Origin of the sequence: Ensifer canadensis (genome assembly GCF_017488845.2) — a bacterium.
Classification (GTDB): domain Bacteria; phylum Pseudomonadota; class Alphaproteobacteria; order Rhizobiales; family Rhizobiaceae; genus Ensifer; species Ensifer canadensis.
Window position 1 is genome coordinate 78,531 of the sequence record NZ_CP083372.1, and the last position, 19,792, is coordinate 98,322.

Sequence of the window (19,792 nt, forward strand, 5' to 3'; positions counted from 1 at the left end):
TTCGAAGCCTTGAATCACGGCGGCCGATAAATGCCAAGAAATTTTATGAGTTTACGCTGTAGCGAGTAAGGTCATAAGAATAGTCCGTCACTCCCACCTGCATCGTCTCACGATCGAGTCGGTCGAAGATCTTATCGAGGATCGTCGTCAACACACGCAGTCCACCTTGATAGCCCATCAGGGGAAAACGGTGATGGTGGTGCCGGTCGAAAATCGGAAACATCAGCCGGATCAGCGGCGTGCCGGTATCGCGCTCCAGATACTTGCCATAGGAATTGCCGATCAGCAGGTCCACCGGCTCGGTGAAAAGGAGTGAGCGCATTGCCCAGAGATCCTTGTTCGTCCAAACCTGTGCATCATTGCCCAGGGGCGAGGATGCGAGCAGCTTTTTCATCTCAGCTTCCCAGGCTGGGGTGCCGTTGGTTGCTAGGCAGTGGGTTGGCTCCCCTCCAGTCTCCATGGTGAATCGCGCTACGGCGTATACGAAGTCGGGGTCGCCGTAGATCGCGTATTTCTTACCGTGCAGCCAAGACTGGCTGTCCGCCATCGCGTCGACAAGCCGGCCGCGCTCCAGGCGGATTGCCTCGGGGATTTCCCTGCCGGAGATCTCCGATACTTTCACCAGGAACTCGTCTGTCGCCTTGACACCGAGAGGATAGTGAAAGGACACCGTCGCCTGTCCGGCCGCTTTGCAATATTCCAGTGTTCTGCGAGTATTGTATTGCTGCAGTGACACTGTCGCCTCGGCATTCAGTGCCGCTCTCACGTCCTCGATCTTGGTGCCTCCGTCATACATGCGGAACTCACCATCCGAGGGCGTATCAAATTGGTCGGAGGCATCTTGGATGAACGTATAGGAAACACCCATCAAATTGAGCAGGCGCTTCAACTCGCGATTGTTCCCGACGCAGAATCCATCGAAGCCCGGGATGATGTTGATCGAGCCAGGTTTTACAGTGCGCTGCTCGCCCTTCCAGAAATTCTCCAGCACGCCTTTAACCATGCTGTCATAACCATCGACATGGCTGCCGACCAATGCCGGCGTGTGCGCAAAAGGGACATCGAAATCATGGGGGACGGCGCCTTCGTCCTTGGCATTTTCAACGAAGCCGTGCAAGTCGTCACCAATGACCTCCGCCATGCACGTGGTCGACACGGCGATCATCTTCGGATCGTAGAGCTTATAAGTATTGGCTAAGCCATCGACCATGTTCTTCAAGCCGCCAAATACCGCAGCGTCTTCTGTCATCGAAGATGAGACCGCGGACGACGGCTCCTTGAAATGGCGCGACAGGTGCGAACGGTAATAGGCAACGCACCCTTGACTGCCATGTACAAACGACATTGTCCGCTCAAACCCGGCCGCCGCATAAACCGCGCCAAGCGGCTGACAGGCCTTGGCCGGGTTCACGACGAGCGCTTCGCGGGCGAGATTTATTTCGCGATAATGCCAGGTTTTGGTGAATTCGCGTTGATCAGTGACGGTCCGATCCGGGTATGGTCGTTCGAAGTTTCGCTTCTTTTCGGCCAGCATTTTCCTATATTCCGGCTCGCGGAAAAGGGGAGCATGGTCGAGCACTTTCTCGGCGGACTGCGGCATGTGGTAACCTCTTCCATATCGGCATCGTCTTACGGCGGCACAGAGACGTTCGAGACGTTGCTGATCTCTCGCGGGGGAGAGATCGGACTCTCATTCAGCGGCGCCTGATGCCGCAAGCATTGCCGCCTTCTGCCAGGGCGCGTCGTAGAGGTCCCAGACCGGATTATTGACCGCAAGGTCCATGTCGCGGGCGAAGATGGCGAAGCCATCATAGCCGTGATACGGTCCGGAATAATCCCAAGAGTGCATCTGACGGAATGGGATGCCCATCTTTTGCACCGAGTATTTTTCTTTGATGCCGGAGCCGACGAGATCGGGGCGAATCCTCTCGATGAACTTTTCGAGTTCATAGCCGGTGACATCGTCGTAGATCAGCGTGCCCTCCTTCACGTAGTGACCAGTGCGCTGATAGTCGTCGTTGTGGGCGAATTCGTAGCCGGTCCCTACGATCTCCATGCCGAGGTCCTCATAGGCAGTAATGACGTGACGTGGGCGCAAGCCGCCGACGTAAAGCATTACCCTTTTGCCCCGAAGGCGCGGCCAGTACTTGTCGATCACAGCATAGGTCAGGGCGCTGTACCAGGCGATTACCCTCTCGGCCCTTTCCTCGATTTCCGGTCCAAAATGTTTCGCTATCTGGCGCAATGAGGCTTCGATCTGGGATGGACCAAAGAAATTGTACTCCATCCAAGGCACACCATACTTTTCCTCCATGTGCCGGCAGATGTAATTCATCGACCGGTAGCAGTGGATAAGATTTAGCTTTGCCGTCGGCGCGCGCTCTATCTCCGCGAGTGTGGCGTCCCCCGACCAGTTGCCGACCACGTGCAGCCCGATCTCCTCGAGCAGGATGCGCGATGCCCAGGCGTCACCGCCGATATTGTAGTCACCGATCACGTTAACGTCGTATCGACCAGCTTCGTACGCGACTTCGGTCGTGTCGAAAACCCAGTCGCGTATCGCGTCGTTAGCAATGTGATGTCCAAGGGACTGCGATACACCGCGGAAGCCTTCGCAACGCACCGGCACGATTGTTGTGTTGTACTCCTCAGCCTTCTTTCGCGAAACCGCCTCGATGTCGTCACCAATCAAGCCGATGGGACATTCCGATTGCACGGTGACACCGTTGTTGAGCGGAAACAGTTCCTCGATCTCGTCGATGATCTTTTCTAGTTTCTTGTCACCACCGAAAACGATGTCCTTCTCCTGAAAGTCGGAGGTAAACTGCATCGTCACGAAGGCGTCGATGCCCGTCGTACCGACGTAATAGTTGCGGCGCTGTGACCAGGAATATTGGCCACAACCGACCGGGCCGTGCGAAATGTGCACCATGTCCTTTATCGGACCCCAAACAACGCCTTTGGAACCGGCATAGGCGCAGCCGCGGATCGTCATTACGCCCGGGATCGACTTGATGTTCGACTTTACGTCGCACTCGGAAACCACCTGTCCTTCCTCGGCGGTCTCCTGCTTGTTCTTTGCGACACTCAGGTGCTTTTTACGGCGCTTCGCCGCCTTGTCTGGATAGTGGGATAGCACTTCTTCGATAAGCTTCTCGTGCAAAGCATCGTCATTCTCATAGTCGAGGCTCATTTGGGCCTGCCCATTTCACGATCCAGGTGACACCTCATCAATGGCGCCGTTTGTGGAATGGCACGCCGCGTCCAGCTGCGCCACCCTCTCGGCGGCGATTCAGTGGGGGGCTATTACCTTGGCTTCCTTGGCATGGAGTTCGGCAAGCATCTGCTCGTCGCTCTTCATGATTCCAAAGTCGAGCAGCATGTCCTCTAGTTCCTCCATAGTGATCGGTGTAGGGACGGTGCCTCGGCCGGAATTTGCATGGATCTTTTCAGCCAGGGCGCGATATTCCCCGGCTTGCTTGGAGTCCGGCGCATATTGGATCACTGTCATCTTTCTGAGCTCTGCGTGCTGAACGATATTGTCGCGCGGCACGAAGTGGATGAGCTTGGAATTGAGCCTGGCGGCCAGTGCCTCGGCGAGGTCGAGTTCCCGGTCGGTCTGGCGCTCGTTGCAAATCAAGCCCCCTAGCCGCACGCCGCCCGCATGGGCGTATTTCAGGATACCCTTGGCGATGTTGTTGGCGGCATAGAGCGCCATCATCTCACCGGACATGACGATGTAGATCTCCTGAGCCTTGTTTTCGCGAATGGGCATCGCAAAGCCGCCGCATACGACGTCCCCTAGCACGTCGTATGAAACGTAGTCGACATCGTTATAGGCGCCGTTCTCTTCCAGGAAGTTGATCGAGGTGATGACGCCGCGTCCGGCGCAGCCAACGCCCGGCTCTGGGCCACCGGACTCCACGCACTTGATGCCTCTGTAACCAACTTTGAGCACGTCCTCGAGTTCGAGGTCTTCGACCGAACCTTCGGTTGCCGCAAGATGCAGTACGGTGTCCTGTGCCTTTGCGTTCAGGATGAGGCGCGTGGAGTCCGCTTTCGGATCGCAGCCGACAATAAGGATCTTTTGCCCCAGGTCGACAAGCGCGGCGAGTGTATTTTGGGAGGTCGTGGACTTGCCGATACCCCCCTTACCGTAGAACGCGATCTGACGCAGAGCTGCCATCTTGCTTCCTTTGTTGTTTAAACTATTTCGGTTGTTCGGACACATGAATGCGCAACAGCATGCGCGCCCAGGGGTGATCGTGCAAAAGTCGTGCCAGGCCGCAGGAGTGTCTAAAATAAAGCTTCTGACTTTCTTTCAGATAGTTAGATCTGGAAATTGACCACATGGTTGAAGGAACAATCTGTGTCGAGGAGCCGACAAGGGCACCGGACAGTGTCGTGTGGGCGGTCGTCACGCGCCAGAAATCGCTCAACGAATTGCCGCCTTGCGTGGAAGCCCTTGTGACTGGGCGACGACACGCCGAGTGGCCGCGATGACGCTGTACGGTCTGCTCTGGGTAGCGGCTTCTTTTTGCGCCTTCCTCGCGATCGGGAACGACAGAATTTCTGCCGCATATGCTTAGCTGCTGTGAACGTGAGTGCATTCCCGCCACGGGGGGAACAAAAGAGAGCGGCCCAAAAACCGGGCGGCTGATGTCGCGATCTCGCTCCAGGAGCCACCGGACCCGCCTGCTCGAGCGTACTTGCGGGCCAGCATCCCTCAGAGTCCCGTGGCCCTCGGCAGTGCACGCTTCTCGCGGCGGCCTTGGACAGAGGCTGGATGTTCATCGCTCCGCGATATTTTGCGACCGTGCGCCCGCCGATATCGACACCTGTCTTCTTGAGGACGTCGACGATGTCGTCGTCCGAGAGCACCGCTGAGTTCCAGATGACCTATCTGAAGCAGCTGGATTGACTGCATCAGCTGCGGCGTCATAGTCAGCGAATGCGACTGCATTAAATGAAGGCTGGGGAAAAGGCCATGCTAACGCGATGCTCCCGTCAATATTGCCGACCCGTGTCCAGTTAGGGCGAGTGCATTTTGGAGATTGCGGATATCCCCTTACCGTCGAACGCGATCTGACGCAGAGCTGCCATCTTGCTTCCTTTGTTGTTTAAACGAGTTCGGTTGTTCGGGACAAATGAATGCGCACAGTAGGGGCACCACTGGGTGATCTTGCAAAAGTCGTGCCAGGCCGAAGGAGTGACCAAATAAAGCTTATAGCCTTTTTTCAGATAGCTAGGGTCCGGACTCACAACCACCAGATGACGGCGGCTGCGAGTGCGATTGCCCCCATGAAGTTTTTGATGTTGCGGTCGAAGCGGGTCGCGAGGCGACGCCAGTCCTTGAGGCGACAGAACATGCGCTCGATGACGTTGCGCTGCTTGTAGATGGCCTTGTCGTATTCATATTGGATTTTGCGGTTCTTGCGCGGCGGGATGACGGCTTGGGTACCACGCTCGTCGAGCCACTCGCGCAGAGCCTGGCTGTCATAGCCTTTGTCGGCGACGAGTTCGGCGGAGGGTGGCAGAGCTTCGATACAGAGCCTTGCCACCTTGCAATCGTGGACGTTGCCGGGCGTCAGGAGCAGGACGTGAGGGCGGCCTTTGGCATCGCAGACAGCATGGAGCTTGGTGTTCCGTCCACCTTTGGTGCGGCCGATACCATGAGCCAAGGCCCCCCTCATATGATGAGTTGTAGGTCAAGGGGATGCGACCATTTTGTAGTCCTTTCTGCGCGATCGACGGTATCCAGTTGCGCCCATTTCTCAGTACCGGCATGGCGAGCCTTACCTGTACCACCTCATATCCGGTCGCCGCTCAGGACGGCTGCACCATAATCCCGCATTCGGGGGTTGGGCTCAGGAGAACGGAACCATTCTTTTAACCGGCGATAGAAGCCATGGGGGGCTTCGGTCCGTTCGCCTGGATCCGTCAGGCCTGCTCAGGCCCGAGGATTGGGTTGAGTTACGGTCAAGGGATGTGCTCAGGCCTTGGTCATAACGGCTCCCTCAATCTCGACGCCGCTCGTGGCATACTTCCACAAGGCGACGAGCAGTTTGCGCGCCAAGGCCACGATCGCAATCTTCTTGCCGCGCCCGCCGCTGTGGCTGACGCGTTCATGGAACCAGCGCGTCAGGGCCGAGTCCGGCTGATGGCGCAGCCAGAGCCAGGCCAGCTGGATCATCATCGTGCGCAGCCTCGGATTGCCTGCCTTCGAGACGCCTTGCTCGCGATCGATTGAGCCGCTTCGCCACGGCGAAGGTGCGAGCCCGGCATAGGCTGCGATCTGGCGTCGGTTGTCGAACTGGCGGAACAGCCCTTCGCAAGTCAGGATGTTTGCAATCTCCGCGCCAATGCCCTTGATGCCTTTGAGCATCGCCTGTGGCGCGGTACTATCCGCCGCGGCACACTGCGCATCGCGCTCGGCTTCGACGGCTTTGATCTGCTCGTTCACCAATTCGAGCCGATCGAGTTCACGACTGAGCTGCGCCGTCAGATGGGCAGGCAGCAGCCGGCCATCTCCCGTCCGCAATTCCTCCAAGCGTTCACGCCGGTCGCGACGCGTCGGCTCATAACCTCGGACGCCAATGCTGAAGAGCAGGCCTTTGATCCGGTTGACGTGCCTTTTGCGCTCCTCGATCAGAGCTTTGCGCTCCCGGCCGATCCGACGCTGGTCCTCCTCTTCAAGCGTCGGCACACGCACCATCGAGCAGACCCGCGGTTCACCGCGCATCCACGCCATCAGCGTGCGAACCAGAGTCTCCCCATCGATGCGGTCGGTCTTCGCCCGGCGCTGCCGGCGCGACACCGCGACCGATGCGGCATCGACGACATGGCTCGTGATCCAGCCTTCCGCTTCGAGCGCGCGGTGTATCCAGAAACCATCGAGCCCCGCCTCCTGGATGACAACCACGGGGTAGAGCCTGCCCTCCCGCACCTGCGCCTTCTCGCGCAAGAGGTTCAAGCATGCCAGCAATGCAGGCAGGTCGCCGCCGGGTACCGAATGACGCGACATCTTCTCGCTGCCAGGCGATAGCGACGTCACCAGCCACGTCGACTTCGACAGTTCCAACGAGATGAAAATCGCGCCAAGATCAACTCGGATAGCGGCAAGTGGCGAGGCTGGTTCTGCTGTCATGGCAAGTCCCTCCAGAGTGGTTGGTAGCAAACCGACTCTGATCTCCCACAGGCCGCTGTCCACCACTCATCATGGGATCTTTTCCTCCACCCGCACAGCGGTGGACCTTGATGCAACTGCTGTCGATGAACAGTCGATCCGGCGCATCATCGGCCCCTGCGAGCGCACTGAAGATGCCTTCCCAGATGCCGCGTTCGGACCAGCGGACGAAGCGGTTGTAGAGTGTCTTCTTCGGTCCATAGACATCTGCGCAATCCGCCCAGCGGCCACCACAGCGCAGCGCATGGACGATCCCGCTCAAGACCCGGCGGTCATCCACGCGCGGCTTGCCTCGCACATCTGTCGGCAAAAGCGGCTCTATCCGCTCCCACTGCGCGTCGGAAAACCAAAAGAAATCAGACATGCAACCGCCTCCTCGCTGAGGCGAGTGAATCACGTCGCAGTGCGCAAGGAAACCCACTTATTGGGTCCGGACCCTAGAATCCTGCTTTACGGATAATTGATGTTTGGGTGTTTGATCCAGGCTTTGATGATGCCTTATCATCGCCGCTTGGAGCAGCGGCACTATCGGACACGTCTACATGGCAGACCACGCGGACAGAGGCAGTCCTTCGAGCGATACAAAGCAGTCAACACAGCCTGAGGCTGCTTTAAGCGTTCTGGCGCTGTCAGCCCTCCAATAGATGCGATACGCGACATTCGAAGCATACACCGGGAACATTGCCAGTACGTTGTAACGGACCCTCACCAGCAATTCGCTCGTCGCGCGCTCAAATACTGAGGCAAAGATACTTGGTTTCCACATAGTCATCGATGCCGTATTTGGAGCCTTCGCGGCCTTGCCCCGACTGCTTGACACCGCCGAAGGGAGCTACTTCCGTAGAGATCAGGCCTGTATTGATGCCCACCATGCCGTATTCTAGCGCTTCCGCCACGCGGAATACCTTACTCACATCCTTGGAGTAAAAATAGGATGCTAAGCCGAACTCGGTGTTGTTGGCCATACTGACAACTTCATTCTCGGTCTCGAACTTGAAGAGCGGCGCGACGGGACCGAACGTCTCCTCGCGAGCAATCTTCATGTCCATGGTGGCTCCGGTCAGGACGGTCGGCTCGAAAAACAAACCGCCCCGCGCATTGCCGCCCAGAACCAGATCGGCACCCTTCGTCACGGCGTCCCGGATATGTTCCTCGACCTTGGCGAGAGCCTTTTCCGAGATCAGCGGGCCAGCGTCGACGTCCGGCTCAAACCCGTCGCCGATCGTCATCTCGCTAACCTTGGCAGTCAGCCTCGCGGCAAAGGCGTCGTAAATTCCGGCCTGCACGAAAAGCCTATTGGCGCAGACGCAGGTCTGCCCGTTGTTGCGGTACTTGGCGACCATGGCGCCTTCGACAGCGGCGTCGAGATCGGCGTCGTCAAAGACGATGAACGGCGCGTTGCCTCCGAGTTCCAAGCCCAGCTTCATGATCTGGTCGGCGCCCTGGCGCATCAATATTTTGCCGACATTGGTGGAGCCGGTGAAGGTCAGCTTGCGAACCTTGTCATTGGCACACATTTCCTTGCCAACTTCCGCGGAATCGGTCGACAGGATAACGTTGAAGACTCCGGCAGGCAGGCCGGCGCGCTCTGCGAGCAAGGCTATCGCCAGTGCCGACAGCGGCGTCTCCGCGGCAGGCTTCGAAACCACTGCGCAGCCTGCGGCAGCGGCAGGCGCCAGTTTTCGGGCGAGCATCGCATTCGGAAAATTCCACGGCGTGATCGCCGCCACGACCCCGATCGGCTGTTTGAGGACGATGATGCGCTTGTCCGGCTGGTGGCCCGGAATCGTGTCGCCGTAGACACGCTTCGCCTCCTCGCCAAACCACTCGACGTAAGACGCGCCGTAGAGAATCTCGCCCTTCGCCTCCGTAAGCGGCTTACCCATTTCCATCGTCAGGATGGTGGCGAGGTCTTCGGCATTGGCAATCACGAGGTCGTACAGGTTGCGCAGCACCGCGGCGCGTTCCTTGCCCGTCTTCTCCGCCCATGCCCTTTGCGCCGCGTGGGCCGCATCGATCGCACGTGCGGTTTCGGACCGACTCATGTCGGGCAAGATGGCGATGACCTCGCCGGTCGCCGGATTGCTGACATCGAACGTCTTGCCGCTGTCGCTTCTGTCAAGCCATTCGGCGCCGATCAAACCCTTATCGACAGCGAGGCTGGGATCCTTCAGTTTGACGAGCAGTGTTTCCGAAATCGTCATGCGTAGGTCTCCTGGTGCGTCGCCTTGTTTCCGGGCCGCTACTGTTCCATCGCCCGGCGTCCCACAAATAGCGGCTATTTCACTGACCGAAAACGTGCGCCGACCCGGCATCGAATCTGAGCCAAACGGCATCTCCCCGATTGAGTCCCGAGATCGCTTCATGACCGAAGGGAAGGCGGACGGACAGGTCGTTGCCTTTGCGGGTTTTCGTGGCCACATGGACGTTGTTGCCGAGGAAGGTGATATCGCTGACCGTGACCGGCAACCCGATGTCTGACTTCGTCTTTGACAACAGTAGCCGCTCCGGCCTCAGCATAAGCGCCGCTTTGCTCCCCGAAGAAGCAGTCCCATGAAGCGGAATGTTCGAAATGGTCATGGAACCGCACACAGCAATATCGGCTCGGCCATTGACCGTCGAGACCACGTCGCAAGGGAGAAAATCGCTGTCGCCGATAAACTCGGCCACGAACCGAGTGGCCGGGTTGGCGTATAGTTCCGGCCCTGTGCCGATCTGATCGATCACGCCCTTTGAGAAAACGGCAATGCGATCGGAAAGACGAAGTGCCTCCTCCTGGTCATGCGTGACATACAAGATTGTGACTTCCGTCTGCTGGTGGATCCGGCGGATTTCGTGCTGGATCTCCTCGCGCAGCTTTTTGTCGAGGGCAGAAAGCGGCTCATCCATCAGCAGCACTGGCGGGTCATAGGCGAGTGCGCGGGCCAAGGCCACACGCTGCTGCTGGCCGCCGGACATCTGCGCGGGCTTACGGTCCTCAAAGCCTTCCAACCGGACGAGCTTCAGCATCGCGCGCACCTTGGCGTCGATCTCCGCCTTCCGAAGACGCCTGACCTTTAGCGGAAAGGCGATATTCTCGCCGACGGAAAGATGCGGAAACAGCGTGTAGCGCTGGAACACCATGCCGATATTGCGTTTGTGCGAAGGCGTCGCCAGCAGCGTTTCGCCATTTAGCAAGATGTCCCCGCGCGTCGGGTTCTCAAAGCCGGCCAGGATGTAAAGCGTCGTGCTTTTTCCGGATCCCGAAGGGCCAAGAAAGGTCAGGAATTCCCCCTGTGCAACATCGATAGTAACATCTTGCACGGCCGTCACCGGGCCATACTCCTTGCGGATGCCGCGAATCTGCAGGAAGGGTCTATTCATGATTTTAATCCTTTACGGACGATGGCGACGAGCACCATCAAAAGTACTGTCAAGAGGATGAGAAGCGTGGAGGCGGCGGCAACGACCGGCGTTAAATCCTGGCGCAAGGTCGACCAAACCTTTACGGGAAGCGTCTGAAGCGTCGGGCTCGCCATGAAAATCGCGACGACCACTTCGTCCCAAGAGGTGAGGAAGGAAAATATTGCCGCTGAGAAGACGCCGTGGCTGATGGCCGGCAGCGTCACACGGATTTTGGCTTCGAAAGGCGAAGCGCCGCACAGAACGGCGGCATCCTCAATCGATTTATCAAAGCCCTCGAGCGCATTTGTGATCGACAAGATTGAGAACGGCAGTGCCAGCACCAGATGGGAAATGACGAAGCCGGTGAGGGTTCCATTGAGACCGATCTGCAGGAAGAAGGCGTATAGCGCCACGGCTAGCACGACGACGGGCAGGATCATCGGCGTCAGAAATAGCGCCTTCAACGCTTCCCGAAACAAGAACCGCCCGCGGTTCAGACCGAAAGAAGTGACTAGACCGAGAAGGACCGACAGCACCGTAACGATGATTGCGATGCGGAAGCTCGTCCAGGCGGAGTCCAGCCAACGGGGATCTTCGAGTAGCTCCTGGTACCACCTGAGCGTCCAACCGGGCGGCGGGAATATTAGCCATTGCGACGAACCGAAGGAGAGTGCCGCTATGAATAGGATGGGGAGGAGCAGGAAGGCAGTTGTCAGCAACGTGATGCCGATGAGAACGAGCTTCCACCAGCCCAGACGGTCGAAATTCAGGAGCATGTCAGCGCCCTCCCATCCGGTTTGTGCCGAAGAAACGAAGCTGCACGGCGTACAGCGCTAGGGTGACGACCAGAAGCACCAGGGCCGCGGCGCCGCCCATGCCCCAGTTGACGAGAGACTGGACGAACTGTGCGATGAGCTCCGCGAGCATCATGTTCGAAGTACCGCCGAGCAGCGCCGGCGTAACGAAGTAGCCGAGCGACATCACGAAGACCATAAGCGCACCTGCCGCCATGCCCGGCATTGCGAGCGGCAGCAGCACGCGCACGAGCGACTGCCAGCGATTGGCGCCACAAAGAGCAGCCGCCTGCAGGATGGCAGGATCGATCTTCCGGATGACGCCATAGAGCGGCAGGATGATGAAGGGCAACATGATGTAGGTCATGCCGATCGTCACTCCCGTCAGATTGTTGACGAGCGGAAGCGGCGTATCGATGAGCCCCATTCCAAGCAGCATCTTGTTGATGACACCTGTGCGCTGAAGCAACACCATCCACGCGTAAGTACGCGCAAGAAGGTTCGTCCACATGGATAGAAGCAGAATGGCGAACACAATGGATGCCGCGCGGCTAGGCATGATGGCCAGTGCCCAGGCGACAGGAAAGCCGATCAGCAACGATACAAGTGTGACGAGGCTAGAAACGATGAAGGTGTTTGCGAATATTCGCAGGTAGGTTGATGAGCCCAGCAATTCGGCATAGTTGCCGAGACCCGGCACCGGCTCTGTGACGCTACGCGTTAACAGCATGGCGACCGGCATGACGAAGAACAGGATCAGCAGCCCTAGGGCTGGCAATGTCAGGTCAAAGTCGGTCAGCCGCCGGACCTGTGCAGGCGAATTCGGTCTCCCACTCCCGGTTTCGGTCTGCGATACCATTGTTTCTCCTCCCTAAACGCAAGGCGCGCCGCTTTCCGGCTGCCGGAGCGACCGGAAGAACGCCACAACGTCCTTCCAGCCGTTCCCAATGATTACTTCGCCTGCCAGGCGTACCAGCGCTCGCCGATGGCATCGCGATTCTCGGCCCAGTAGTTCATGTCCGCATTCACTTGGCTTGCCGTCTGCGCGTCCGGCAGGGTCTTTGCCAATTCCGGATCCATCATCTTAGGCGAATCCAGGTTGATCGGCGCGTATCCGGTGATCTTTGCAAGGTCGGCCTGAGCTTCTGGCGATGTGGCGAGCGCTATGAACTGCATCGCCGCTTCCTTGTTCTTCGAGCCCTTGGGGACTACGAGAGCGTCGGCGGCGGTGATGTTCTGTTCCCAGGAAGTCTCGACATTGATGCCGCTTTGCGCGAGCGCCGTCATGCGGCCGTTCCAGACGCTACCGAAAGGCGCTTCGGCGGAGGCGAGGAGCTGTTGCGACTGCGCGCCGCCTGACCACCAGATGATGTCGGACTTAATCGTGTCGAGCTTCTTGAAAGCGCGATCCAGATCGAGCGGATAGAGTTTATCGGGCGATACACCGTCGGCAAGCAGGGCGGCCTCGATGACACCCGGCGCGGACCACTTGTAGAAGGCGCGCATCCCTGGGAATTTCTGGGCGTCGAAGAGGTCCGCCCAGGTCTTAGGGCAGGCATCGACCGCATCCTTGTTGCAACCTATGACGAAGGAATAATAGAAGCTGCCAACCGAATAATCAGTGACGAAGCGCGGATCGAGCTTGGACTTGTCGATGATAGAGAAGTCGAGTTTCTCGAGGAGGTCCTTTTTGCCGGCCTGAGCGGCGTAATCGCCCTCGACGTCGACGACGTCCCAGGTGACGGCATTCGCCTCGACCATAGCCTTCAGCTTGCCGTAATCGGTCGGCCCGTCCTGCAGTACGTTAATGCCGGTCTTTTCGGTGAACTTATCGGCCCAGGCAGCCTTCTGGGCGTCCTGTGTCGTGCCGCCCCAGCTCGAAAAGACGAGATCGGCAGCCGTCGCCGGCATCGCTGTAGCAATCGTCGCGGCAGTGGCCGCCAAAACAAATATCCTATTCATGTTCCCTTGCTCCGTGTTCCGGTTTTGCTTGGTTGTTCTAAGACGCGACGGCACCTGTCGGCGAAAATCGTGCCGCCCTCATGATCTTATTTTCAGCGACTTCTATCAGGTCGCGTATTTTGGGAAGAAAATCCCGCCAGGCCGCATCGTTCATGAGTGCGGCTCGCCGACGCTCGCGCTCATCGAGGCTCGGATAAGCCCAGATATGGACGATCTCGTTGATCGGCCCGATTTCGGAGAAGAAGTAGCCGACAAGTTCGCCGAGATGCTTCCTCTGGATGGCTATCCCTTCTTCCTCGACCACCTTCAGGTAGGTAGGGATCGCGCCATTCCTCAGCCGATAGGTGCGGATCTCGTAAAACATCGCTCTCACCGCATCACGAAGGGATCAGGAATTGGATCGTCCGACGTCCTGAGCCAAACGGTCTTGCTCCGGGTATAGTCGAGCGCCGCCTCCAGGCCGCCCTCACGCCCGTGACCCGAGAGCCCGAAGCCGCCGAAGGGCGCGACCGGGGAGACCGCCCGATAGGTATTGACCCAGACGATTCCCGCGCGAATTCCCTTCATGAGGCGGTGCGCTCGGGTGAGATTCTGCGTAAAGACCCCGGCTGCAAGGCCGAAGCGGGAGCCGTTGGCGAGATGGAGAGCTTCAGCTTCTGTCTCGAAAGACAGAACCGAGAGCACAGGACCGAAGAATTCGTTCTCGAGGGACGGCGATGCGCTGCCGTCGCAATCGAGAATGGTCGGGCGATAATAGAACCCGGTGCCCTCCGGCGCTGTGCCTCCGGTCACCAGCTTCGCGCCAGCAGCCAGCGAGCGTGCGATAAGGGCCTTGACGTGGTTGCACTGGCGCTCCGTCGCGAGCGGTCCCACCTCCGTCGACATCTCGAGCGGGCTGCCGATGCGAATTGTCTCTGCCTTGGCCTTTAGGATCTGCAAGAAGCGGTCCTTGACACTTTTTTCGACGATCAGCCGTGAGCCGGCCACGCAGCTCTGCCCGGTCGCGGCAAAGATCCCGGCGATCTGGGCATTGGCCGCACTTTCAAGATCTGCGTCGGCAAAGACGATAAAGGGCGATTTGCCGCCGAGCTCGAGCGAGGTCGAGGCGAGATTTTCCGCTGAATTGCGGACTATATGGCGCGCCGTCTCCGGCCCGCCAGTGAAGGCTATGTGATCGACCTGCGGATGGCGGCTGAGCGCCGCGCCGCATGATGGGCCGAAGCCGGTGACGATGTTGACGACACCGGCGGGAAAACCCGCCGCATGCACCAGCCGGGCAAATTCGAGAAGCGGCGCCGGCCCGTCCTCCGAGGCCTTCACCACCATGGTGCAGCCGGCCGCCAGTGCCGGACCGATCTTTACGGCCGAAAGGAAAAGCTGGCTGTTCCACGGCACGACCATGGCCACGACGCCGATCGGCTCGCGGCGCAGCCAGACATCCATGTCGGGCTTGTCGATCGGCAGATAGGAGCCCTCAATCTTGTCGGCGATCCCGGCGTAGTAGCGATAGTAGTCGGCGACATAGGCGATCTGCGACGAGGTCTCGCGGATGATCTTGCCCGTGTCGCGGGTCTCCAGCTCGGCAAGTCTTCCGGCATTCTCAGCGACGAGATCGGCAAGCTTGTAGAGGAGCTTGCCTCTCTGCGTGGCCGTCAGTGTGGACCATGACTGGTCGTGAAGGGCGATACGTGCAGCCTCGACGGCACGATTGACGTCCGCTTCCCGTGCCTCTGGCATCTCTGCCCAGGCACGGCCGGTGGTGGGATCGATGCTTTCGAAGCGGGCTTCGCCGTCTGCGAATTCACCGTTGATGTAACACTGGAAGCGCTGCATGTGCCCTACTCCGCAAATGCTGGCATGACATCGGCGATGAAGCGTTCGAGCGAAGCCTTCTTGCGCTCGAAGGTCATGCCTGTGTCTATCCAGAAGGAATATTCGTCATATCCCATTGCCTCGTAGCTCTTGATGCGGGCGATGACCTCGTCGGCTGCGCCGACGACGTTGTTGCGTCGCATTGCCTCGCCTGAGAGCATGGCATTGGCGGCAATTTCCTCGTCCGGAATCCGATCAATGAGGCCTTGTCTGATCGGTCTTTCGTTCTTGAACCAGGCGAAGAAGTAATTGTAGTATACGCTCATCTCATGAGCTGCCTGCGCGATATCCGCCTCGTCGGAGCCGACATAGGTGTGCCGCAGCAGCATGATCTTCGGGCGCGGGACCTCTGGATCCTTGGCGCAGGCGTCGTTGAACCGTCCCATCAGGCTCCGAACCTCCTCGTCGTCCTGCCAGAGTGGCGTCACCTGCACATTGCAGCCGTTCGAAACGGCAAACTCGTGCGAGTTGGGGTCGCGCGCAGCAACCCATATCGGCGGATGGGGCTTCTGCAGCGGCTTCGGTGACGAGGTCGTGGCCGGAAACTTGAAGAACTCGCCGTCGTGGGCGTAATCACCCGCCCAGATCCCCTTCACCGCCGGAATGAGTTCGCGCATGCGCTGCCCAGCGCTCCAGGCGTCGAGGCCCGGCAGCAGCCGCTCGTACTCGAAGGAATAGGCGCCGCGGGCAATTCCGATGTCGAGGCGACCCTCGCAGATCAGATCCGTCATTGCGGCTTCTCCCGCGAGCTTGATCGGATGCCAGAAGGGCGCGATCACCGTGCCGGTTCCAAGCCGCACGGTCTTAGTGCGGCGGGCAAGGTCGGCAATCGTTATGAAGGGATTCGGCGCAATGGTGAACTCCATTCCATGATGTTCACCGGTCCAGATCGCGTGCATGCCGCCTTTGTCGGCGACTTCGCACAGCTTGATGAATTCTTCGTAAAGCGTCCTGTGGTCTTGCGAAGCATCCAGGCGCTCCATGTGAACGAAGAGTGAGAATTTCATGAGTGTACGTCCTTCTTCGCGATCGGATGGACCGTGCCGCCGGTCTCGTCGCCGAAATACATGCCGAAATTGCCGATAGAGCTTTCGAGTACGAAACGATTGATGATATCGGCGGTCGCACTGCTGCTGAACTTGGCCGCAGCGAGCTCCGCCGGCCTGAGAAACCGGCCTTGTCGTGGTGCACCGTCGCTGGCAAGCGCGTGGTAAACGATGTTTTGACGACCATCGCTCTTGTCCTCGTAAACCGAGTAGAGAAATCCGATGGTGACGTTCAGCCCGGTCAGTTGTTCGAGATAGGCGGCGAGCGTGCGCGCAGGATCGCCGCCTTCGACGGTGCAATTCGGAAGCGACAGGGTTTCATTGCCTGCCAGAAATACCGCGCCCTGCTGTTCGAGCACCGCACCGAGACGAATTTCTCCCTCAACGGCAGCGGAAACCGCCTTTCCTGCCAACCTCGGCGTGAAGTAGCCGCCCCGGGCGTAACCCAGGCCATTGAGGCCGCTGTTTTCGAAGGCGGTAACGCGACCGATTATGATGACATGATCGCCCGCCTCGATGATGTCCTGCATCGAACACTCGAACCAGGCCGCCACATCTGAGAATATCGGGCAGCCGTCCCGGCCAAGCCGCCAATCGACCGTTGCAAACCGATCCTCCACGGGGCGGGCAAATGTATTCGAGACGTCTTTTTGCGTTTCGGACAAGACGTTGATGGCGAAACGCCCTGCCGAAGTCATCGAATCATAATTGCGCGAGCTCTTGGCAAGGCAAACGAGCAGCAGCGGCGGATCCAATGAGACAGAGGTAAAGGAATTGGCCGTAAAGCCGATTGGCTTGCCTGCCGCATCGCTCGCCGTCACCACCGTCACTCCGGTTGCAAATGCGCCGAACGCGTCTCGCAAGGCTCTCGGGTCGAAAACTTCCGCAGTCATCTCGGTTTCTCCCTGGAAGTCAGCCATTCGGACATCAACGCGTTGACGATCTCGGGGGCGGTTAGATTGACCATATGTCTGTGACCATCGACAATGCGTGCCCATCCCTTTGGCGTCACAGACGCCATCTGTTTGGCCATTTCCGGTGTCGAATTCGGATCTCCCGAGCCCGTTAGGAAGAGAGCCGGGCATTCGACGGACGGCCAGCAGTCTGCATAGATCTCATCGCCCCCCGCAAAGGCGGCATAGGCAATCGCGTATCCTTCCGGATCGACCATCTCCAACCATGTTCGTGTTAGCTCTCGAGCACGTTGGCTCTCCGGATCCTCGCCGAACCACCGCTCCAAAGGCCCTTCCGCGTCGACCCCGTTTTCACGGATAGCTTCAGCGCGCGCCAGGACTGCAGCTTTCGCCGCGGCGTCGCGGCGATAAACGCCGTTGAGGTAAGCGACACGAGTGATCCGGTCGGAAAAAGTTGCCACCGCGCCTCCGGAAATAAGTGCACCCATCGAATGTCCGGCGATACTCGCCCGTGCGATGCTCAGGTCTTCCAGGAAGCAGCCAAACCAAGCAACGTAGTCCCGCAACGTGCTGCCCGCTGGGATTTTTTCGCTTGCGCCATGCCCCGGCATGTCTAATGCGAAAACCCGGTGGGTTTTTGCGAAAGCCTCGATTTGGGGCGCCCAAGCCTCGAGGCGCATGCCGACGCCGTGAATGAGGATTAACGTCTCTCCATCGCCGGCTTCGAAGTAGGCGGTGCCGCGCGCAGTGGTCTTGCGCGGAAGGGAGGCGCCGCCCTCCCCGGATGTGTGTGATGTAACCGTTTGCATCGAGGTGTCCACCGCCGCTCAGACACCGGCCGGATTGGTGACATCTTGCCCAAGCTCCTTCAAATCCTCGTAACGGTCGCCGATCCGGTGATGAGGACGTCCGCCAGTCGAGGCGCCAAGAGCCACCACGATTTCATCGGCGGCTGGGGCATCGGGTACTGCGGTCTGGATTGTCAGGTAGTGCGAACGGCGCCCCTCGTCGTTCTTGTCCATCAGGGGGATCATGATGGGGGCATTGGCAGGGCCGCGCGTATTGCAGAAGGCCAGGTATGATTTGGCGCCAACCGCTTGGCGATAATGATTGCCGAAACGCAAGGTATGGATGAGCGCCGAGGCATGCTCGATTTCGCCATCGATCCCGACCACGGCGGCTTTCCCATAAGCTTCAACCGCCTCGGCGGAGCCAACGGCATCGATAATCATCCTAGTTAAAAGCTCGCCCAGTACCGGTGCCGCTCTGTGAATCTCCGGCCTCAGATCCTCGACGAAGCCGTGCCCAGCCCACGGATTTTTCAACACCGCCACCGCCGAAAACAGCTTTAACGGCTGAGGGGCGGCTTTCCCGCCCTCGATTAGGGTCGTTTCCATCTGGAGCAGCGTCTTGCGGATCTGAACGGGCATAGGACATCCTTCCTGTGAGCTATTGGTCTTATGGTATGCCATCATATAACACAGTCAAGTGGCTCTTCAACGCAAAGCCCGAATTCCGGCCAAGTGCCCGATTTTGGTAGGAAAAAATTTGCGATTGAGGGCGAACGCAAACCGAGCGCGTTGATCGCGGTCGGTTTTTTGCAGCGGAATGCGGGGGATGCGCATCGTGCGCAAACCCGAGCACGTCAGCAGCGGCCACGTTAAGCGGCGATTCTGAGGCGTTCAGGGATGGTGTTCAGGCGGCGGCACAACCCGAAGGATGTTCCATCGAGCAATGACCGCCACATCATGCTGCACAAACGCTTTGGATTACCCAACGACTGCAATCAGAAGAAAGGAGGCGCCAGTTGGCTCATGGCCAACGAGCAGATCTGAGAGCCAGTCTGAGGTGGGTAGAGTCAGCCTTCGTCGCCGATCATAGTCGTAACCTCGTCAGTCGCCCGTCTGCTGCGCTGAGAGTACGGCCTCCGCGATGACGGAAGCTCTGGCGACATGATCAAGGGCAGCCGTGTAAGCCGCTTCGCCGTCGCCTTTTCGGATGGCCTCAACGATCCTTTCCATCTGTGCCGGTCCTTCGACGTCTCGATTTCTAGTCTTGATCGTCATGGAACGAAGATGGTTGATCCGGACGGTCAGCAGGCTGACGACGCCCCAGGCAACGTGGCGATCGACCTTGGTAAAAAGCGTCTGGTAGAATGCGGAAGTGTGATTGAGAACCGCGGGCATATCCTTAGCAGCATAGCTCTGGCGGATGCCTTCCAAGGACGCTTCAAGGGCTGCAACAACGGTCGAGTCGTTTCGCTCCGCACAAAGTCGGGCGGCCATCCCTTCGAGGGCGCCGCGAATTTCGTAGATCTGCTTCGCTTCATTCAGATCTAGACGCGCGACGATCGGCCCTTTGTTAGGCAAGTTCGCGACGAGGCCCTCGGATTCGAGGTGCCGCAGCACCTCACGGACGATTGTACGACTGACACCGAGTCGCGCACACAGATCGCGCTCGACAAGGCGATCACCCGGTCTGAAATAACCGTCGACAATAGCGTCCCGCACCTTGTCGAGCGCCAGTTCCCTCAATGTTTTTGTCGGACGCTCTACCCGAATGGCATTCCCTGCCAGTGCATCGTTCATCGGCTCACCTCGTTTAAATTCGCCCAACCAGGTATAAGTTCCGCAC

Annotated in this window: 17 protein-coding genes and 2 pseudogenes; all 19 read right to left on the reverse strand. The window is 58.8% G+C overall.

What is annotated here, in order from left to right; genetic code table 11:
* Positions 1-43: 43 nt before the first annotated feature.
* Positions 44-1,600 carry a nitrogenase molybdenum-iron protein subunit beta gene (gene nifK / locus J3R84_RS28925; protein WP_207932881.1) on the reverse strand — a complete coding sequence of 519 codons (1,557 nt, stop codon included), beginning with the start codon at positions 1,598-1,600 and terminating at the stop codon, positions 44-46.
* Between the two features lie 90 nt (positions 1,601-1,690).
* The gene (nifD, locus tag J3R84_RS28930; protein ID WP_203530151.1) at positions 1,691-3,193 is read right to left on the reverse strand and encodes a nitrogenase molybdenum-iron protein alpha chain; all 1,503 of its coding nucleotides are present in this window, start codon (positions 3,191-3,193) and stop codon (positions 1,691-1,693) included.
* A 99-nt stretch (positions 3,194-3,292) separates the two neighbouring features.
* On the reverse strand, positions 3,293-4,186 hold the full coding sequence (nifH, locus tag J3R84_RS28935) for a nitrogenase iron protein (protein WP_011970918.1): 894 nt from the start codon (positions 4,184-4,186) through the stop codon (positions 3,293-3,295).
* A gap of 540 nt (positions 4,187-4,726) precedes the next feature.
* Positions 4,727-4,884: pseudogene (locus J3R84_RS28940) on the reverse strand (RNA polymerase factor sigma-54); the annotation flags it as partial.
* Positions 4,885-5,258: 374 nt separating this feature from the next.
* The gene (locus tag J3R84_RS28950; RefSeq protein WP_203530152.1) at positions 5,259-5,681 is read right to left on the reverse strand and encodes an IS5 family transposase; all 423 of its coding nucleotides are present in this window, start codon (positions 5,679-5,681) and stop codon (positions 5,259-5,261) included.
* Positions 5,682-5,992: 311 nt separating this feature from the next.
* Positions 5,993-7,147, reverse strand: a complete 1,155-nt coding sequence (locus tag J3R84_RS28955) for an IS110 family RNA-guided transposase (RefSeq protein WP_203530189.1) — start codon at positions 7,145-7,147, stop codon at positions 5,993-5,995.
* Positions 7,148-7,199: 52 nt separating this feature from the next.
* A pseudogene (locus tag J3R84_RS28960) lies at positions 7,200-7,550 on the reverse strand (transposase); the annotation flags it as partial.
* 367 nt (positions 7,551-7,917) lie between these two features.
* Positions 7,918-9,390, reverse strand: a complete 1,473-nt coding sequence (locus J3R84_RS28965) for an NAD-dependent succinate-semialdehyde dehydrogenase (protein ID WP_011970931.1) — start codon at positions 9,388-9,390, stop codon at positions 7,918-7,920.
* A gap of 79 nt (positions 9,391-9,469) precedes the next feature.
* On the reverse strand, positions 9,470-10,549 hold the full coding sequence (locus tag J3R84_RS28970; RefSeq protein ID WP_011970932.1) for an ABC transporter ATP-binding protein: 1,080 nt from the start codon (positions 10,547-10,549) through the stop codon (positions 9,470-9,472).
* Entirely contained in the window at positions 10,546-11,346 is an 801-nt protein-coding gene (locus J3R84_RS28975; protein ID WP_011970933.1) for an ABC transporter permease, read from the reverse strand. The genes J3R84_RS28970 and J3R84_RS28975 overlap by 4 nt, the downstream gene beginning before the upstream one ends.
* A 1-nt stretch (position 11,347) precedes the next feature.
* Complete coding sequence (locus J3R84_RS28980) at positions 11,348-12,223, reverse strand: ABC transporter permease (protein ID WP_011970934.1); 876 nt, start codon at positions 12,221-12,223, stop codon at positions 11,348-11,350.
* 92 nt (positions 12,224-12,315) lie between these two features.
* Positions 12,316-13,326, reverse strand: coding sequence for an ABC transporter substrate-binding protein (locus J3R84_RS28985; protein ID WP_011970935.1), 1,011 nt, complete (start codon positions 13,324-13,326; stop codon positions 12,316-12,318).
* A gap of 37 nt (positions 13,327-13,363) precedes the next feature.
* On the reverse strand, positions 13,364-13,690 hold the full coding sequence (locus J3R84_RS28990) for an NIPSNAP family protein (RefSeq protein WP_011970936.1): 327 nt from the start codon (positions 13,688-13,690) through the stop codon (positions 13,364-13,366).
* Between the two features lie 5 nt (positions 13,691-13,695).
* Positions 13,696-15,159: an aldehyde dehydrogenase gene (locus J3R84_RS28995; protein WP_011970937.1), complete on the reverse strand. Its 1,464-nt coding sequence runs from the start codon at positions 15,157-15,159 to the stop codon at positions 13,696-13,698.
* A 5-nt stretch (positions 15,160-15,164) separates the two neighbouring features.
* Entirely contained in the window at positions 15,165-16,205 is a 1,041-nt protein-coding gene (locus tag J3R84_RS29000; RefSeq protein WP_011970938.1) for an LLM class flavin-dependent oxidoreductase, read from the reverse strand.
* On the reverse strand, positions 16,202-17,137 hold the full coding sequence (locus tag J3R84_RS29005) for a flavin reductase family protein (RefSeq protein WP_011970939.1): 936 nt from the start codon (positions 17,135-17,137) through the stop codon (positions 16,202-16,204). The genes J3R84_RS29000 and J3R84_RS29005 overlap by 4 nt, the downstream gene beginning before the upstream one ends.
* Complete coding sequence (locus J3R84_RS29010) at positions 17,134-17,967, reverse strand: alpha/beta fold hydrolase (protein ID WP_018210193.1); 834 nt, start codon at positions 17,965-17,967, stop codon at positions 17,134-17,136. Before J3R84_RS29010 ends, J3R84_RS29005 begins: the two co-directional genes overlap by 4 nt.
* 18 nt (positions 17,968-17,985) lie before the next feature.
* Complete coding sequence (locus J3R84_RS29015; protein ID WP_011970941.1) at positions 17,986-18,588, reverse strand: amino acid synthesis family protein; 603 nt, start codon at positions 18,586-18,588, stop codon at positions 17,986-17,988.
* A 462-nt stretch (positions 18,589-19,050) separates the two neighbouring features.
* Positions 19,051-19,746: a GntR family transcriptional regulator gene (locus tag J3R84_RS29020; protein ID WP_018210195.1), complete on the reverse strand. Its 696-nt coding sequence runs from the start codon at positions 19,744-19,746 to the stop codon at positions 19,051-19,053.
* Positions 19,747-19,792 lie beyond the last annotated feature (46 nt).

Excerpts from the sequence above, each read along its gene's own strand:
- nifK (WP_207932881.1), bottom strand. The coding sequence starts at position 1,600 with ATGCCGCAGTCCGCCGAGAAAGTGCTCGACCATGCTCCCCTTTTCCGC.
- nifD (WP_203530151.1), bottom strand. The coding sequence starts at position 3,193 with ATGAGCCTCGACTATGAGAATGACGATGCTTTGCACGAGAAGCTTATC.
- nifH (WP_011970918.1), bottom strand. The coding sequence starts at position 4,186 with ATGGCAGCTCTGCGTCAGATCGCGTTCTACGGTAAGGGGGGTATCGGC.
- J3R84_RS28955 (WP_203530189.1), bottom strand. The coding sequence starts at position 7,147 with ATGACAGCAGAACCAGCCTCGCCACTTGCCGCTATCCGAGTTGATCTT.
- J3R84_RS28965 (WP_011970931.1), bottom strand. The coding sequence starts at position 9,390 with ATGACGATTTCGGAAACACTGCTCGTCAAACTGAAGGATCCCAGCCTC.
- J3R84_RS28970 (WP_011970932.1), bottom strand. The coding sequence starts at position 10,549 with ATGAATAGACCCTTCCTGCAGATTCGCGGCATCCGCAAGGAGTATGGC.
- J3R84_RS28975 (WP_011970933.1), bottom strand. The coding sequence starts at position 11,346 with ATGCTCCTGAATTTCGACCGTCTGGGCTGGTGGAAGCTCGTTCTCATC.
- J3R84_RS28980 (WP_011970934.1), bottom strand. The coding sequence starts at position 12,223 with ATGGTATCGCAGACCGAAACCGGGAGTGGGAGACCGAATTCGCCTGCA.
- J3R84_RS28985 (WP_011970935.1), bottom strand. The coding sequence starts at position 13,326 with ATGAATAGGATATTTGTTTTGGCGGCCACTGCCGCGACGATTGCTACA.
- J3R84_RS28990 (WP_011970936.1), bottom strand. The coding sequence starts at position 13,690 with ATGTTTTACGAGATCCGCACCTATCGGCTGAGGAATGGCGCGATCCCT.
- J3R84_RS28995 (WP_011970937.1), bottom strand. The coding sequence starts at position 15,159 with ATGCAGCGCTTCCAGTGTTACATCAACGGTGAATTCGCAGACGGCGAA.
- J3R84_RS29000 (WP_011970938.1), bottom strand. The coding sequence starts at position 16,205 with ATGAAATTCTCACTCTTCGTTCACATGGAGCGCCTGGATGCTTCGCAA.
- J3R84_RS29005 (WP_011970939.1), bottom strand. The coding sequence starts at position 17,137 with ATGACTGCGGAAGTTTTCGACCCGAGAGCCTTGCGAGACGCGTTCGGC.
- J3R84_RS29010 (WP_018210193.1), bottom strand. The coding sequence starts at position 17,967 with ATGCAAACGGTTACATCACACACATCCGGGGAGGGCGGCGCCTCCCTT.
- J3R84_RS29015 (WP_011970941.1), bottom strand. The coding sequence starts at position 18,588 with ATGCCCGTTCAGATCCGCAAGACGCTGCTCCAGATGGAAACGACCCTA.
- J3R84_RS29020 (WP_018210195.1), bottom strand. The coding sequence starts at position 19,746 with ATGAACGATGCACTGGCAGGGAATGCCATTCGGGTAGAGCGTCCGACA.